This is a genomic window from Streptomyces antnestii (assembly GCF_004005495.1).
Classification (GTDB): Bacteria; Actinomycetota; Actinomycetes; order Streptomycetales; family Streptomycetaceae; genus Streptomyces; species Streptomyces antnestii.
In genome coordinates, this window is sequence record NZ_RZYA01000004.1 from 60082 (window position 1) to 75118 (window position 15037).

The 15037-nt window shown below is 74.7% G+C and carries 12 protein-coding genes; 2 read left to right on the plus strand and 10 right to left on the minus strand.

Annotated features, from left to right (window positions below):
* Positions 1-232: 232 nt before the first annotated feature.
* Positions 233-1585, minus strand: coding sequence for a carboxyl transferase domain-containing protein (locus EOT10_RS10665; RefSeq protein ID WP_127827881.1), 1353 nt, complete (start codon positions 1583-1585; stop codon positions 233-235).
* On the minus strand, positions 1578-3035 hold the full coding sequence (locus tag EOT10_RS10670; RefSeq protein ID WP_127827882.1) for an acyl-CoA synthetase: 1458 nt from the start codon (positions 3033-3035) through the stop codon (positions 1578-1580). The genes EOT10_RS10665 and EOT10_RS10670 overlap by 8 nt, the downstream gene beginning before the upstream one ends.
* A gap of 175 nt (positions 3036-3210) precedes the next feature.
* Here EOT10_RS10670 and EOT10_RS10675 point away from each other — a divergent pair, with 175 nt between their 5' ends.
* Positions 3211-3921, plus strand: coding sequence for a FadR/GntR family transcriptional regulator (locus EOT10_RS10675; RefSeq protein WP_127827883.1), 711 nt, complete (start codon positions 3211-3213; stop codon positions 3919-3921).
* Positions 3922-4071: 150 nt separating this feature from the next.
* On the plus strand, positions 4072-4974 hold the full coding sequence (locus EOT10_RS10680; RefSeq protein WP_431313273.1) for an ATP-grasp domain-containing protein: 903 nt from the start codon (positions 4072-4074) through the stop codon (positions 4972-4974).
* 21 nt (positions 4975-4995) lie between these two features.
* Here EOT10_RS10680 and EOT10_RS10685 read toward each other — a convergent pair whose 3' ends face one another.
* Genes EOT10_RS10685 through EOT10_RS10720 form a run of 8 tightly spaced genes read right to left on the minus strand, consistent with a single transcriptional unit; the run spans position 4996 to position 14959 of the window.
* Positions 4996-5595 carry a hypothetical protein gene (locus EOT10_RS10685; RefSeq protein ID WP_127827884.1) on the minus strand — a complete coding sequence of 200 codons (600 nt, stop codon included), beginning with the start codon at positions 5593-5595 and terminating at the stop codon, positions 4996-4998.
* 50 nt (positions 5596-5645) lie between these two features.
* Positions 5646-5906, minus strand: a complete 261-nt coding sequence (locus EOT10_RS10690; RefSeq protein ID WP_127827885.1) for a Trm112 family protein — start codon at positions 5904-5906, stop codon at positions 5646-5648.
* Positions 5893-6822, minus strand: coding sequence for a hypothetical protein (locus EOT10_RS10695; RefSeq protein WP_127828196.1), 930 nt, complete (start codon positions 6820-6822; stop codon positions 5893-5895). The genes EOT10_RS10690 and EOT10_RS10695 overlap by 14 nt, the downstream gene beginning before the upstream one ends.
* Positions 6823-6836: 14 nt before the next feature.
* Positions 6837-7568, minus strand: coding sequence for a class I SAM-dependent methyltransferase (locus EOT10_RS10700; protein WP_127827886.1), 732 nt, complete (start codon positions 7566-7568; stop codon positions 6837-6839).
* Positions 7565-8866 carry a condensation protein gene (locus EOT10_RS10705; protein ID WP_127827887.1) on the minus strand — a complete coding sequence of 434 codons (1302 nt, stop codon included), beginning with the start codon at positions 8864-8866 and terminating at the stop codon, positions 7565-7567. Before EOT10_RS10705 ends, EOT10_RS10700 begins: the two co-directional genes overlap by 4 nt.
* Entirely contained in the window at positions 8863-12993 is a 4131-nt protein-coding gene (locus tag EOT10_RS10710) for an alpha-(1->3)-arabinofuranosyltransferase (protein ID WP_127828197.1), read from the minus strand. Before EOT10_RS10710 ends, EOT10_RS10705 begins: the two co-directional genes overlap by 4 nt.
* The gene (locus EOT10_RS10715) at positions 12990-13811 is read right to left on the minus strand and encodes a class I SAM-dependent methyltransferase (protein WP_127827888.1); all 822 of its coding nucleotides are present in this window, start codon (positions 13809-13811) and stop codon (positions 12990-12992) included. Before EOT10_RS10715 ends, EOT10_RS10710 begins: the two co-directional genes overlap by 4 nt.
* On the minus strand, positions 13808-14959 hold the full coding sequence (locus tag EOT10_RS10720; protein WP_127827889.1) for a glycosyltransferase family 4 protein: 1152 nt from the start codon (positions 14957-14959) through the stop codon (positions 13808-13810). Before EOT10_RS10720 ends, EOT10_RS10715 begins: the two co-directional genes overlap by 4 nt.
* Between the last annotated feature and the right edge of the window lie 78 nt (positions 14960-15037).

The window sequence follows — 15037 nt, forward strand, 5'->3', positions numbered from 1 at the left end:
TTCTCCTTGCGGTGTTGCCTGAGTGGGACCAACTCCCCGGCCACGTATGGGACATGGACCGGGTGCACGATTACGGTCTGCAGCCCGTTGCTTGCGCACCGTAAGCATCGTTGGTCACCCGGGCCTCATGCAATTCCTGGCGGAACGACCACCTGTTCGAGGGAACAACTGCTCCCCTGTTCGTATTTGCGATACCTCTTTGCGATACCTCGCCGGTCGCCTTTGGAGCCGCCTACGGAGCCGGCTGCGCGATGCCGCGCACCGCGCCGAGATCCTCCAGATCCTGTGGCCTGACCTGGAGTTGGTCGGCCGTCGCGTCCGTCTCCTCCGGCGCGCGCTTGAGGATCGCCGCGGCGAGTTCGGGCGCGATCACGGAGAAGTAGCTGTCCGGCGTCGCCCACGTGCGGTCCGGTGCGGCGAGCGCGAGCGCACCGCCCGAGCCGCCCTCGCCGACGACCAGTGTCGTCACCGGCACCGGGGACGCGGCGAGCGCCGTGAACAGGTCCGCGATCGCGGCGCCCGCCCCCGACCGCTCCGCCTCCGCGTCATTGGCCGCGCCCGGTGTGTCCACAAGCGTGAGCACCGGCACGCCGAGCCGCCCGGCGAGCCGCACCATGCGGGCCGCCGTCCGGTAGCCGGCCGGTCGCGTCGCCGTGCCCGTCTGCGCGGCGAACGCGATCGTCCGGCCGTCCCGCGCGCTCTCCCCGAACCCGCACAGCATGCCCTCGTCGGTGCCCCCGCAGCGGTCACCGCTGACGGCCTCCCGCGAGGTGAAGTACGCGTCCAAGTAGGCGCCGGCACGCGGCCGTTCAGGAGCGCGGGCGCGGAGCACGGCCTCCCGTCCGGTGGCGGGCAGATCGCCGCGGCCGAGCGCGTACGGGACCGGGGCGGGCGCGTCGGACGGGCGGGTGAGCAGGCGCAGCCACCGGGCGAGGGTCCCCGCCAGGTCGTCCGGGCGCACGACGGCGTCGACCGCGCCCGCCGCGTACTGGCCCTCGGCCGTGTACGCCGACGGATCCGCGTCCGCGGGCCTGACCCGCGAGCCCGCGAAGCCCACCTGCGCCCCCTCAAGAGCCAGGATCACGTCGGCGCCCGCACCGAGCGTCGCCCAGCCGCCGCCCGTCGTCGGGTCACGCAGGACCGCCACCTGTGGCAGTCCGGCCTCCCGGTTCAGCACCGACTGCCGTGCCACACGCTGGAGTTGGACCAGGGCTCGCATGCCTTCCTGCATCCGGCTGCCGCCCGTCGCGACCAGCGGCACGACGGGAAGCCGGTGCTCGCGGGCGTAGGTGTACGCGGCCTCTATGCGGTCCCCGGCGCGCTCGCCGAGCGAGCCGCCGAGGAAGCCGAACTCGAAGGAGACGAGGACGGCCCGGGTCCCGCCGACCGACGCCGTCCCGCACACCACGGACTCGGCCTCGCCGGTCCGTGCGGCGGCGCGCGCCCGTGCCGCGTCGTAGCCCTCCCAGGAGAGCGGCCCGTCGGGGCCGTACTTGCCCTCGGGGGCGGGCAGTTCGCCGAAGGTGCCGGGGTCCGCGACGCGGGCGAGGGCGTCGCGGGCGGAGAGCCTCGTCGCGTCAGTCACGGGGCAGCGCCCGCTTCATGATCTTGCCCATGTCGTTGCGGGGCAGGGCCTCCAGGTAGCGCACCACGCGGGGGCGCTTGTGCGGCGCCAGGCGGTCGGCGACGTGCGAGGCCAGCTCGTCGGCGGCCGGGGGCCGCTCCGCGTCGGCGGGGACGATCCAGGCCACGATGCGCTCGCCCAGGTCGTCGTCGGGCTCGCCCGTGACCGCGGCCTCGCGCACGCCGGGGTGCTCCAGCAGGGCGTTCTCGATCTCGCCCGCGCCGATCTTGTAGCCGCCGCTCTTGATGAGGTCGGTGGCCTTGCGGCCCACGATGCGGACATAGCCGTCCGCGTCGCGGACCGCCATGTCGCCGGTGCGGAACCAACCGCCCTCGGCGAACGCGCCGGCCGTCGCGTCGGGCCGGTTCAGGTACTCCGTGAACAGGTTCGGGCCCCTGACCTGGATCTCGCCGACGGCCTCCGGGTCGCCGGCCGGGATCTCCGTGACGCCGTCCTCCTCCACGAGACGCACCGAGACGCCCGGCAGGGGCACGCCGACGGTGCCCGCGCGGGCCTCGCCGTCCGCCCGCACGCTGGTGTTCATCAGGGTCTCCGTCATGCCGTACCGCTCGATGACCCGGCGGCCCGTCGCGGCGGCGATCCGCTCGTGGTCGTGCACGGGCAGCGCCGCGGACCCGGACACCAGGAGGCGTGCGCCGGACAGGGCCTTCACCAGCTCAGGGTCGGCGGGCAGCGCCTCCGCGATGCGGTGGTACATCGTCGGAACGCCGAACAGCATCGTCGCGCCGCTGCCGAGCTCGCGCGTCACGCCCTCCGTGCTGAACCTGCCCAGGTGGCGCACCGATCCGCCGCGCCGCAGCGGGCCGAGGACGCCCAGGATCAGGCCGTGCACGTGGAACAGCGGCAGTCCGTGCACCAGGACGTCGTCGCCGGTCCACTCCCAGGCGTCCTGGAGCGCGTCAAGCGTCGAGGTGACCGCGCGGCGGGGCAGGACCGCGCCCTTGGGCGGGCCCGTCGTGCCGGAGGTGTAGACGACGAACGCGGGCGCCCCGGCGTCCGGCTCGGGTCCGTCGAGGGCCGGGCCCGGCGCGGCGGCCGTGTCGATGTCGATGCCGACGAACGTCAAGTCACCGAGCGCGTCCGGGAGTTCGGTGCCCGGGGCGGCGAGGACGACGCTCGGCGCGCTGTCCGCCACGATGTGCGCCAGCTCGCTGCCGCCCGACTTCGGGTTGATCGGCACCGCGGGCACGCCCGCGAGCAGCGCCGCGACGACGCCGACGGCGGTCTCCAGGGAGGGCGTCGCCCACACGGCGGCCCGGGTCGCGCCGTCGAGGCGGGCGGCCAGCGCGCCGGCCGCCGACGCCAGCTCCCCGTAGGTGAGGGAGCGGTCACCGAAGCGCAGGGCGGGGCGGTCGGGCTCTTGGGCCAGGGCGGGGAAGAGGGAGGACACGGGTGGCACTCCTAGCGGTGGTCGGCGGTCGACAGTGACGGCAGTGGCCAAGTGGCTGAACCAATGTGCGGGTGCCGGTGGCCGCACGTCAAGGATGCGGAGGAGGATTGGTTCAGCCACTGGGCCATTTTTCGGCCCGCTGTTACGCTGCGGAGCGAGCGAGGAGGACCCCCCGATGACCGACGCACTGCGGCCGATGACGGCCAGGCCGCGCCTGTACGAGCAGGTGCTCGACCGGCTGCGCGCCTACGTCGCCGACGGCGGCCTGCGCACCGGCGACCGGCTCCCGCCGGAGCGCGACCTGGCCGCACGCCTCGGCGTGAGCCGCGCCTCCGTGAAGCAGGCCATCGTCGTCCTGGAGGTCCAGGGACTCGTCGAGAGCCGGCACGGCGGCGGCACGTACCTGCTGCGCGACAGCCTCGACGCGGAGCCCGTCGAGCACATGGTGGAGCGCAGGCGCCGGCTGCCCGACGTCCTGGAGGCGCGCGAGGCCCTGGAGACCAAGCTCGCCGAGCTGGCCGCCGAACGCCGCACCGACGAGGACCTGGCCGCGCTGCGTGACGCGCTCGACCGCATGGCCGCCGACATCGACGGGGGCGGCCACGGCGTCGAGGGCGACCGGCTGTTCCACGCGGCGGTCACGGCCGCGGCCCACAGCGCGCTGCTCGCCGAGTTCATGAGGTCCATCGCCGACCAGGTCACCGAGTCCCGCACCGAGTCCCTGCGCCAGCCCCGCCGCCCCGCCCGCTCCCTCGCCCAGCACCGGGCGATCCTCGACGCGATCGAGACGGGCCGCCCCGCACAGGCCGCGGCGGCGATGCGCCGCCATGTGCGGACGGTGGCGAAGGTACGGCTCCTGGACTGGGACCCGGAAGACGGCGCGTGAGCGTCCCGCTGGGATTCCGGTAGGTCACCTGCGGGTGCTTTGTGGCTGGTCGCGCAGTTCCCCGCGCCCCTTCGGGCGCAGTTCCCCGCGCCCCTTCGGGCGCTGTTAGCCTGCGCCCCGATGGTCGTACACCGACGCGAGGAGTTCTCCGTGGCAGGCATCCCCATCCGCCGCGCAGGCCGCATAGCCCTGGTCACCAGCCGGTCCGGCAGGGAGATGGACGCGGATCTGCCGCTGCTCGTGGCCGCGCTGCGCGACGCGGGCGCCGACGCGGAGCCCGTGTTCTGGGACGATCCAGACGTCGACTGGGCCGCCTTCGACCTCGCCGTCATCCGCTCCACCTGGGACTACAGCTGGCGCACGGCCGAGTTCGTGGCGTGGGCCGAACGGTGCGCGGCGCTCACCCGGCTCGCCAACCCGGTGGACGTCGTGCGCTGGAACACCGACAAGCGGTACCTGGGCGAGCTGGTCCGGCGCGGGGTGCCCGCCGTTCCCACCCGGTACTTCGCGCCCGGTGACACGCCCGAGCTGCCCGCCGACCGCGAGTACGTGATCAAGCCGACGGCGGGCGCCGGCGCCCGGTTCGCCGCCCGCTACCGGGCCGACGAGCACGACACCGCCCTGCGCCACCTGGCCCGCATGCACGGCGACGGGCTCACCGCGATGGTGCAGCCCTACCTCGCGAACATCGACGTCACCGGTGAGCGCGCCGTCCTCTTCTGCGGCGGGCGCTACCTGCACGCCATCCGGAAGGCCGCCGTACTCGAATCGGGCGTGGCCTACGACGCGGACAAGGTGCCCCACCCGTCCCTCGAACCGTGGGAGCCCACGGCCGCTGAACTCGACGTGGCCGCACGGGCGCTGGCCGCCGTGCCGTGCGCGCCCGAGCTGCTCTACGCGCGCGTGGACCTGGTCGACGGGGACGACGGGCAGCCGTGCGTCATGGAGCTGGAGCTCGTCGAGCCCAATCTGTTCCTGAGCGCCGCGCACCCCGCCTCCGTGCCGGTCGTCGCCGAGGCGATCGTCGAGGCGGCGGCCGGCGTCACCCGGTGACGGTCCAGGGTGAAGCGGCCGTCACCCGGTGACGGTCCAGCGCTGGAGGAGCCCGTAGGTGAACTCCGCGCGGACCTTCGCCAGGGTGCCCTGCGCGTCCGGCGCCATGAAGACGAGCCCCCAGCGCGTGGGCGCCGAGCCCTCCATCGGGCGGGCCGGGGGGAACGCGTCGGACGCCTCGTCGACCGTGCACACCCAAGGGGCCAGGTCGTCGAGCGTCCGGAGCACGGGGGCGGGCGCGCCGGGCGCCCGGATCAGCGACTCGTTCCAGACCGCGCCGTTCGGCGCCGCGAGGACCTCGAAGAGCAGGTCGGGCCAGAGCGGCACCCGCCACCGCAGGGCCTCGCAGGTCAGATCGCCGATGCGGCGGGTGACCGTCTGCTCGGGGGCGCCGAGGAGTGAGCGGTGGAACGAGCGGGTGGTCACCGGGCCACGGACATGCCGCCGGGCCTGGTACCGGCGGTTCGCCTCCCGCATCCGCGCCACCGACGCGCCCAGCTGCCGTCGGGCGTCCTCGACCAGGTCCGGGTTGTGGTCCGCCATACGCCGCAGCAGGACCAGCTGGAAGTCGATGACCGTGAAGGGCTCGCCGGTGGGGGTGGGCCCGCGTCGCGCTGCCATACGGTCCATGGTCGCGCACGGCCGCGCCCTGGTCGCGCACGGCGGGGCGTTCAGGGCGACATCCGCCCGACAAGGCGTTCGTGCTCGTCCTCCGGGACCTGCTCGCCCGACGAGGGCAGGAGCTGGGGGATGCCGTCGACGATCGGGTAGCGGCGCCGCAGCCGGGGGTTGTACAGCGCCTCACCAGACCGTGCCTCGCCGGACAGCGGCTCACCGGACAGCGGGGTGGCGTCGCCGGGCGGGAGCAGGTGCAGCGGGCCCTTGTCGAGCGGGCACGCGAGGATCTTGAGCAGCGGGTCATCGGGCTTCACGGGTAGCCAACTCCTTGGCAGGTGAGGGGGGTTGAGGGGGAGAGTTGTCGTGCTTCGGCATGAGGAGCAGCACGGACACGGCGAGCGCCGTACCGGCCAGGCGCAGCCCGAGCGCCACGGGCTCGCGCGGCAGTGACTCGCCGAACGCGAGCGTCCCCAGTACGGCCGTGAACAGGCATGTCACCGTCGTGCACACCGGCACGATCAGCGAGGCGCGGCAGCGCTGGAGGGCCGCCTGCGACATGACGAGCCCGAACCCGCCCGTGCAGAGCAGGAGATAGGGGTAGGGCGAGGTCAGCAGGTGCAGCACGGCCGCGACCGGCCGGTCCGTCGTCAGATACCCGGCCACCCCCTTGATCGCCAGGGAGCTGACGCCGTAGAGCAGGCCCACCGCGACCCCGTACTCGACACCCGCCGTCGGCAGCCGGTGGCGGCGGCGGGTGCGGCGCTCGGCGAGGCCGTACAGGAGCAGACCCGCCGCGAGGGTCGGCACGCACACGCCGAGGATGAGGGCGGCGGGCGCGCCCTTGCTGACCGTGTCGCTGCCCTGGCGCAGGGACAGGACGACCATGAGGAGCGCGGCGAGGATCGCCGCGATCGCGTACCGCTCCCGGCCCGTCGTCCGCTCGCCGAGGAGCGACGACGACAGGAGCAGCAGCAGGACGAGGCCCGAGACGAAGATGGCCTGCGCGGCGGCGATGGGAAGCGTTCTGTAGACGGCGAGTTGTGCCCCGAACCCGGCGGCCAGGGCCAGGCAGCCGCCGAGCCACAGCGGGCTGCCGGCGACGAGGCGCAGCAGCCGCGCCGGGCGGCGCACGCTCACCTGCGGCAGTGCGGCAAGGGCTCGTTTCTCCAGGACGAACCCGGTGCTGTAGAGGACGTTGGCGACGAGTGCCGCGCCGACGCCCCACCACATCGGGGGCACGCCGCTCACGTCTTCCTGGCGTGCAGCAGCAGGATCGACGAGAGGGACGGCGCCGTGCAGGCGAGCCGGTCCAGGGGGCGCAGTGGGCGCGGCACCCCGTGGAAGGGCGCACCCGTGACCCGTACGACGTCGAAGCCCGCCGCCGCGACGAACGAGCGCAGCGCGCGGGCCGTGTAGAGGCGCAGGTGGCCCACGACCTCGGTGCCCGGTCTGCCGTGCACCGCGCGCAGGCTGACCTCGGAGAAGACCGGCTGCACACCGGCGAGCAGCAGGGCGCGGTTGTACCAGGCGGCGAGGTTCGGCGTGGACAGCATGAGGTGGCCGCCGGGGCGCAGGATCCGGCGGATCTCGTCGAGCGCGGCGTCGGGGTCGACGAGGTGCTCGATCACCTCGCTGAACAGGACGGCGTCGGCGGAGCCCGCCGCGAACGGCAGCCCGCTCGCGGTGAGTTCACCCCGCACGACGTGCGGGATACGGGTCCTGGCCCGCTTGAGGGCGTCCTGCGACCAGTCGACGCCGACGATGCGGTGGCCCGCGAGGAGCGGCGCCGCGGTGGCCGCGGCCTGTCCGTCGCCGCAGCCGATGTCGACGACGAGGGCGGGCAGGGGCGCGGGCCTGCCGAGCGCGGCGGCGAGGGCGCGGGCCTGGCGGTGGGAGCGCTGTTCGCCGGAGGCGACCGGGGTCGCCGGGTCCTCGTAGAAGTCCCGAAGGCCGGGCGGGGCGGAGGTGGTGGTCATGGCGTCGCCTCCTGCGTCGCGTCCAGGTAGTGCTCGAACAGGTCCCGCAGCCGGGCGCCGTCGCCGGCGCCGAGCAGGGTGCGCGACCAGCGCAGGGCGAGGTGCAGGCGGCCCGCGGTGGACGCGGTCGTCACGGTCAGGCCGCGCGGCATGCGCGCGGGCGCCGAGAACCAGACGGCGTGGGCGCGGCCCGCGTCGCCGAAGTCGAGCGGGTAGGGGACGCGGCCGATGTTGCTCAGCAGCGTGGTCGACGTCCAGGGCGCGGCGGCCCTGCGCAGTCCGCGGGTCACCGCGCCGCGCCAGGCGACGGGGGCGAGCGGGGCGGTGAGGAGGGCGGCGCCGTGACCGAGCTGGGGCCGGGCGAGGGCCTTCAGGGCGCGGGTGCGGACGGCGGTGCGATGCAGTAGCAGCGGCACGCCGCCGTCACCCAACTCGCCTGGTTCGAAAGCGACTTCGACGAGCCGGGTGCCGTTACCGATGGGCATGTCCGCACCCCGGGACCGGTCGTCCACCGGCATGGTGATGCGCAGGGGGCGCGGGCGCGCGTCGTGCTCCCGGTTCCAGTGCGCGATCATCAGGGCGGTGGCGGCCATGAGCTGGTCGTTGACGGTGTACGGGGCTCCGGCGGGGCGGCGCGGCAGGGGGAGGTCAGCGACGAGCAGGCCGTTGCCGGGCCGTGGGGCCGGGGTGCCGGGGGCCACGCGGGCGGGCGGCACCCAGGGTGAGGGAGCGCGCCGGCCGGGCGGGGGGCCGCCGGGCGGCGCGCGGTGCGGAGGCGGCGCGCGGTGCGGGGCCGCCGCCGGGGAGTTGTCGCGGCCCCCGTACAGCTCGGCGGCCGTGGCGAGGACGCGCAGGCAGGCCGGGCCGTCCAGGGCGGTGTGGTTGACGGTGAGGAGGAGGACGGCGCCGGATTCCTCGCTCGCGCGCGTCACTTCGAGGCGGACCGGCGGTGACGCGGTCAGGGGCGGGGCGTGGGTCAGGGCGCGGGTCCTGGCACGTTCGAGCGCGTCGGGGCCCGGCGGCGGGAAGGTGACGACGTCCACGTCCGGGCCGTGCGTCAGTTCCCACTCGTAGCGCCGCCGGTACCAGGGGCCCGCCGCCTCGCGCATCAGGACGCGCGGATGGCGCCGCAGGGCCCCGGTGACGGCGGCCGTGAGGCGGGCGGGGTTCGGGGTGCCCGGCAGGTGGACCTCGATGTGGACGGTCTCCGGCTCCTCCTCCCGGAGACAGTGCCGGGCGACCTCGTCGACCACGGGAAAGGGGACGCGCCGCGGCGCGGGCGGGGCCGGAACGCTCATGCTTCGCCTTCCTGTGCGGGGTGGCCGTGACCGGGTGCCGCTGTCTGCGCGGGAGCTACCTGTCGGCGGGTCGTCGCGAGGGCCGCGAACAGGGCGACCAGCGCGAGGAGTTGGGCCACCGGCCCGAACGCTCCCGTGGACGAGCGGGCCGGTTCGCCCGCTCCGGCCGCGGCGGCGACCCCCGCGCCCGCCATCGCGAGGAACGCGACCGGGACGAGGAGCGTGTGCCGCCACCGAGCCACGAGCGCCAGCACCGGAACGAGCAGGGCGAGCGGACCGGCGATCACCACGCCCACGACGGTGAGCGCCACCGTGCCGAGCAGGAACCCCGGCGGCGGGGGCGGCGGTGTCTCGTCGGTGTGCGTGGCGCGCCGCCGGAACAGGGCGACCCCGGCGAGCACGAGCACGCCCACGGCACCGCCGGTCAGCCCCGCCTCGTACGTGGTCGCCGGTTCGTACGACAGCTTCACGGTGCCGCCCGCGCCCCGGGGGAGGAGGAAGCCCTGCTGCCAGCCGTCGAGGCGCAGCGGGGTCAGCTCCTTGCCGTCGAGCGTGGCCTTCCACCCGTCGTTGACGTTCTCGTACGTCGTCAGATAGGCGGCCTGGCCGGAGCCGACGGTGACTTCCCTGCGGTCGCCGGCCCAGTCGCGGACGCGCAGCTCGCGGGTGGCCGGCGGGGTGGTGGACGGTGCGTCGGTGCGGGTGAGGACGGCGTCGGTGAGACGCAGTGGGCCCTTGCCCGGAGCCTCAAGGGTGTGGGTGCCCGCCGGGAGGGGGAGCGTCCGCGTCCCCGGCACCTGTCCGCACACGGTGACCTCGACGGGCCGCCGCTCCACCAGGTCCGCGACCGTCCCCCTGGCGCTGGTCGCGTGCCGTGTCCCGTCGACCGTGACGTCCGGCCCCTTGCCGCAGGGCAGCCGGAACGTGCGGGTGGGGGAGGGCTGCGGGGTGCGGTACTGGTCGAGGGCGGGGAGGTAGGCCTCGGTCAGGCCGACCGGCAGCTGCAGATCGGCGTCCGCCACCGGGTTGTGGACCGTCAGGGGCGCGGTCTGCGTGACCGTGATGTCCAGGCGGTCCGTGGTGATCGGGTCGAAGCGGGCCACCCCGTTCTCGTCGACTCCCGCGACGGCGGCCCCGTCCGGGGAGCTGATCTCGATCTTCTCGGGCCGGGTGGACAGGCCGCCCGCCGCCGCGAGGACGATCTCGCCGACCGGCTGCTTGTCGGGCCAGCGCAGATGGATGGTGGGCCGGTCGCCCGCGATCCACGCGGTGGTCAGGTCGCCGTCCGTGAGATTGCGCGCCGACAGATCGCCGCCGAGCGCGGAGGTGGAGTCGGCGGTCGCCGTGACGCGGCTCTGCTGATCGGGCGCCACCTGGTAGAGCAGCTTGTCGAACGCGTCGCCGGGTGCGGGCCGCGCGCTCGCCGTGAGGGTGTACGTGCCGCCTTCGTGCGTCGTGAACCGGCGACCGAGGCCGGGCTCGGCGGCGGTCGCGTGGAAGGCGAACTGCTGGGCGCCCGCGGAGTCCTGGGGCATCCGCAGCAACCGCGTCACCCGCACGCCCGGGATGTCCACGCCGGAGAACCCCGCACCCGTCAGACGCGCGTGCGCGCGCTCAGCGTCCAGGATGGTGATCCGAAGCCAACTGCTGGCGCCTGCGGGGGATTTGACGGTCTGCGGCTGTCCGTTCGGCTGCAGGGTGGAGGTGACGGCGCCGCGCTCCGTCTCGACGCGGATCCGGGTCGGCGCGGCCCGGACGCCGTCCTGCGGCAGCGGAGTGACCCGGATCGTCCCCGGGACAGGGGTCTGCTTCGAGAACGCGATCCGCAGCCACTGCCCGCGCGGCGAGCCCGGGCTGCCCTCCGCCCACGCGGTGTCCGGATCCCCGTCGAACGCGTTCACGGGATCGCACTGAGGCAGATGGAACAGCCAGTTCCCGCTGGACGACGCCGTGACCTGCGCGGCCCCGCGCAGCACCGCCGTCGTCTGATGCGCCGTGCCCTTGCCCGGGAGGATCTGCCGCGGCTTCGCGCCCGGATCCTGAGTGCTGCCCGGCGCGTTCCGCTCCGTGGGCGTGTACGTGTACGAGGTGTTGGAGCCGATCAGGCCGAACCGGGTGTCGGCGCGCCGCAGCCCGTCACCGGCCGTGCGCAGGACGGGAGTTCCGATGCCCGGATGGTTGTCGCCGGCGAGGACGGTGGGCCGGTCGCGCATCCCGGGGTCGGCGGACAGCGGCAGCAGCGACTCGGGCCCGCCGCTGACCTCCGTAGTGGCGGACACCGGGAGCAGCTCGGCCCGGCCGGGCCGGCGCGCGGACTTCGGCGCGTAGATCTCCACCGCGCGCTGCCGCGGATACAGCCCCTCGACCTGCAGCGGAGTGCCCTCGGCGATGCGCCCGCCGGTTGTGACGGGCCCGAACCCGGCGACGCGCTCGTACCCGGACTCCTCCAGGGTGCGCTTGACGGTCGCGGTCGGTACGTAGCCCAGCTGGTCGGGGTCGAGATCGCCCCTTACGGCGACGTAGTGCAGGCCCGCGCGGCTCAAGTAGTCCTGGAGGCCGGGGACTTCGCCGCCGGTGGTCAGGGCCTGCTCCACGGCGTCGAGGGCGCGGCGGTTTCCCGGGGTGCCGAACGGCACGTAGTCGCGCTGTGCCCAGGGGGAGTCGGCGAGCACGTCGAGCGGCTGGTCGATGGGGGAGCCCCACGTGTAGATGCCGTGCGCGGTCTCGGGCACGACGAGGGCACGCGAGTCGGGCGAGTACTTCTGCAGCCAGTGCGCCGTCGTGTCCCAGTACGCGGGCAGGGAGCGGAACGAACCCGGCTGCAGGATCGAACCGTTGAGATACGGCCAGGCGAGGCCCGGCAGGATCAGGACCGCCGCGAGGAGGGGCGCGTACCGGCGGTGGCGCAGAGGACGCGCGCCGCGCGGCTCGGCCGCGACCGCCGTCAGATGCATCAGGCCGAACGCGAGGGCGAGACCGAGGCCGGTCTGGAACTTGTAGATGTTGCGGAACGGGACCAGGCCGCCGTTCAGCCAGGACTGGACCGTGGAGTGGAAGGGCGCCCCGAGCGCGCCGCCGTAGCCCGCGAGCGTGATCAGCGCGACCGTGAGGACGGTCAGGACGAGCCAGCGGCGCTCGGGCAGGTCGCGGCGGGCGAGCCCGGCGAGACCGAGGGCCGCCGCGAGCGCCGAGCCGACGACGGTGACGGCCGCCGTCGCGACGGTCCAGCCGGCCGGCAGCCACGCCTCGCCGAAGTGCAGATAGGCCACCCAGTTCCCGGCGCCGCGCAGGGCCTCGGCGGCCGACATCGTGCCGGTGGTCGTCTGCGAAGTCTCCACGTACGGAAGGAAGTTCTCGCCGTAGACGCCGAGCAGGAGCAGCGGCAGGATCCACCACGCCGTCGCCAGGATCACCGACGGGGTCCACCACGCGATCAGCTTGCGGCGGCGCGGGCCGGGCGGGCGGGAGAGCAGATAGAGGCCGACCGGGAGCAGCGAGGCGAGGGTGGCCGCCGCGTTCACCCCGCCCATGAACGGGATGAGGAGCGCCGAACGGGTCGCCGCGACGCGCGCGCACGTCCGCTCGTTCGTGAGCGGAAGCAGCACCCATGGCAGGAACGCGCCCGGCAGCGCGGCCGCCGACGTCGAGCCCACGACGATCGTGAACGCGGGCCACAGCGCGTACGCCGCCGCGCCCAGGAGCCGGGAGCGCGGGCTGCCGATCCGCAGGCGCTCCGCGAGCCGCAGGGCGCCCCAGAACGCCACGGTCACGATGACCGACAGCCACAGCCGCTCGGCCAGCCACACCGGAAGGTGCGTGAGCCGCGCGAGCCCGTAGAAGGGGAGCATCGGGAACGCGTAACCCACGTACTGGTCGAAGATCCCGCCGAACCCGGCCCGGTCGTGCCACAGGCTGCCCAGGTCGGTGAGGAACTTCCACGGGTCGAGCGCCACGCCCAGCTTCGTGTCGAACGTCATGCGTCCCGGCGACACCGCGAGGAACAGCACGAACACCGTGGCCCAGAAGGCGAGGAGCCAGCGCCGCGAGCGCGGCCCCCGCCCGTGTCCTGCCGGGTCGGGGGCGGGGCGGGCAGCCGCCGGGGGCGGCGCCTGGACCGTACTCGTCATGGACACCGCCGGAGGATGAGGAGGAGGTTCCAGGTGGCGAACTCGCGCAGCCCCGGCACCTTCGCGACGGTCGCCGCGAGGAACGGCCAGTAGCGGGAGCGCGCGGAGACGACGGTGATGTCGTCACGGGCCCTGACCTGGCGCAGCGTCGGGCCGATGTGGTGCGCGAAGAGGTTCTCGCCGAGCGTGTGCTTGGGCTGCCTGCCGGTACGCCGCCGGTAGCGGGCGTGGGCCCGGCGGGCGCCCAGGTAGTGCCAGGGCGCCCACTCGTGACCGCCCCACGGCGACAGCCAGTTGGTGAACGAGAGATAGACGATCCCGCCGGGCCGGGTCACCCGCACCAGCTCGCTGACGAAGGTCTGCGGGTCGGCCACGTGCTCCAGGACGTTCGAGGAGAACGTGACGTCGGCCGCGCCGTCCGCGAGCGGCAGCAGGTAGCCGTCCGCGACGACCGCGGGCGCGACCGGTGACTCGCCCAGCTCCCGCAGGTCGGGCTCGAAGAGGAAGGCGTGCGCGCCGCGCCCGCGGAACTCGCGGGTGAAGTAGCCGGATCCGCCGCCCACGTCGACGACGACCTTCCCCCGTACGCCGCCGATGACCGCCTCGACCTGGTCGGCGGCGTCACGGGCCAGGAGGGAGTAGCAGGCCTCCGGGTCCCGCTGCTCGCGCAGGAACGCGCGGAACAGGGCGATCGAGCGGCGCAGGGACGGGTCGCGCGGGGGTGTGCGGGTGGGATGCGTGCGGGTGGACTGCGTCGGTGTGGACGGCGTCGGCGTGGGCTGCGTCGGTGTGGACTGTGTCCGTGTGGAGTGGTTCATGGCGCGGGGCTCCTCACCGCCTCGGCGGCCACGGCTCTGAACTGCCGCACCGTGTGCGCCCAGCGGAAGGTCGCGGCCCGTTCCTCCGCGGCCTTGCCCATCAGGCGGCGCCGCTCCCCGGACAGCGCGAGGGCGCACCAGGCCGCCGCGAACGACGACTCGCCCCGCGCGAGGAGGCCGGTGACCCCGTCCTCGACGGAGTCCCGCAGGCCCGGCACGTCGAAGCCGATCGCCGGCGTCCCGCGGGCGGCGGCCTCCGTCACGACGAGACCCCACCCCTCCACGGCGGACGGGTGCAGGAGCAGCCACGCCTCGCCGAGCAGCCGGTCCTTCTCGGCCTCGGAGACATGTCCCCTGAACTCGACGTCGGGGCCCGCGAGTTGTCCGAGCCGTTCACGCTCGGGCCCGTCGCCGACGATCACGAGCCGGCCGCCGGTGACCGGCCGCACCCGTTCCCACAGGCGCAGCAGCAGATCGATCCGTTTGTACTCGACGAGCCGGCCCATGGCGAGGAACAGCGGCTCGCGGGAGCGGTCCGCGCGCGGGCCCGGCTCCTCCACGCCGTTGTGGACGACGCGGATCCGCTCCCGTTCGACGCCGAGCGCCCGCAGCGCCGCCGCCGTGGACGGCGAGACGGCCACCAGCAGACCTTTGCGCTCGGCGCCGGACAGCGCCCAGTGTTCGAGGCGCCGGCCGAGCTGCGCGGCCGGCGCGAGCGGTCCGCCGAAGCGCATCCGCCACAGGTCGGTGTGGACGTGGTTGACCAGGCGGAGCGTCGGGCCGCGATGCCACAGCGGTGCCAGGTACGGCATGCCGTTGCACACCTCCACGAGCAGGTCGCAGTCGCCGACCTGGCGGGCGAAGGCGGAGCGGGCCCGCACATAGTGGCCGAGGTCGCTGCCCGCCGACACGACGCGGTAGTCGCGGAACGCGGCCGGTCCGCCGCACAGCAGCGTGACCTCGTGGCCGAGCCGGGTGAGCCCGTCGGCCAGCCGGTCGACGAGCAGTTCGGAACCGCCCGCGGCCGGGTTGCCGAGGTCGCGGTGGGCGAGGAAGACGATCCGGTGCGGCGGCGGGTGCGGCGCCGGATGGGGACGCGCGTCTCCCGGGCGGGGGGTGCGCAGGGGGGTGGGCACGTGCTGGGGCATGGGTGCTCCAACTCGTCTCGGGGTGCGGAACGGTGTGGGGGGTTGTGCGGGGTTGCACGGGGTGACGCGGGGCTGCGC

What these genes read in the sequence shown, in the direction of transcription:
- EOT10_RS10695 (WP_127828196.1), bottom strand. Translation starts at nt 6,822, where the DNA reads ATGTGGTGGGGCGTCGGCGCGGCACTCGTCGCCAACGTCCTCTACAGC.
- EOT10_RS10715 (WP_127827888.1), bottom strand. Translation starts at nt 13,811, where the DNA reads ATGAACCACTCCACACGGACACAGTCCACACCGACGCAGCCCACGCCG.
- EOT10_RS10720 (WP_127827889.1), bottom strand. Translation starts at nt 14,959, where the DNA reads ATGCCCCAGCACGTGCCCACCCCCCTGCGCACCCCCCGCCCGGGAGAC.
- EOT10_RS10675 (WP_127827883.1), top strand. Translation starts at nt 3,211, where the DNA reads ATGACCGACGCACTGCGGCCGATGACGGCCAGGCCGCGCCTGTACGAG.
- EOT10_RS10685 (WP_127827884.1), bottom strand. Translation starts at nt 5,595, where the DNA reads ATGGCAGCGCGACGCGGGCCCACCCCCACCGGCGAGCCCTTCACGGTC.
- EOT10_RS10700 (WP_127827886.1), bottom strand. Translation starts at nt 7,568, where the DNA reads ATGACCACCACCTCCGCCCCGCCCGGCCTTCGGGACTTCTACGAGGAC.
- EOT10_RS10705 (WP_127827887.1), bottom strand. Translation starts at nt 8,866, where the DNA reads ATGAGCGTTCCGGCCCCGCCCGCGCCGCGGCGCGTCCCCTTTCCCGTG.
- EOT10_RS10710 (WP_127828197.1), bottom strand. Translation starts at nt 12,993, where the DNA reads ATGACGAGTACGGTCCAGGCGCCGCCCCCGGCGGCTGCCCGCCCCGCC.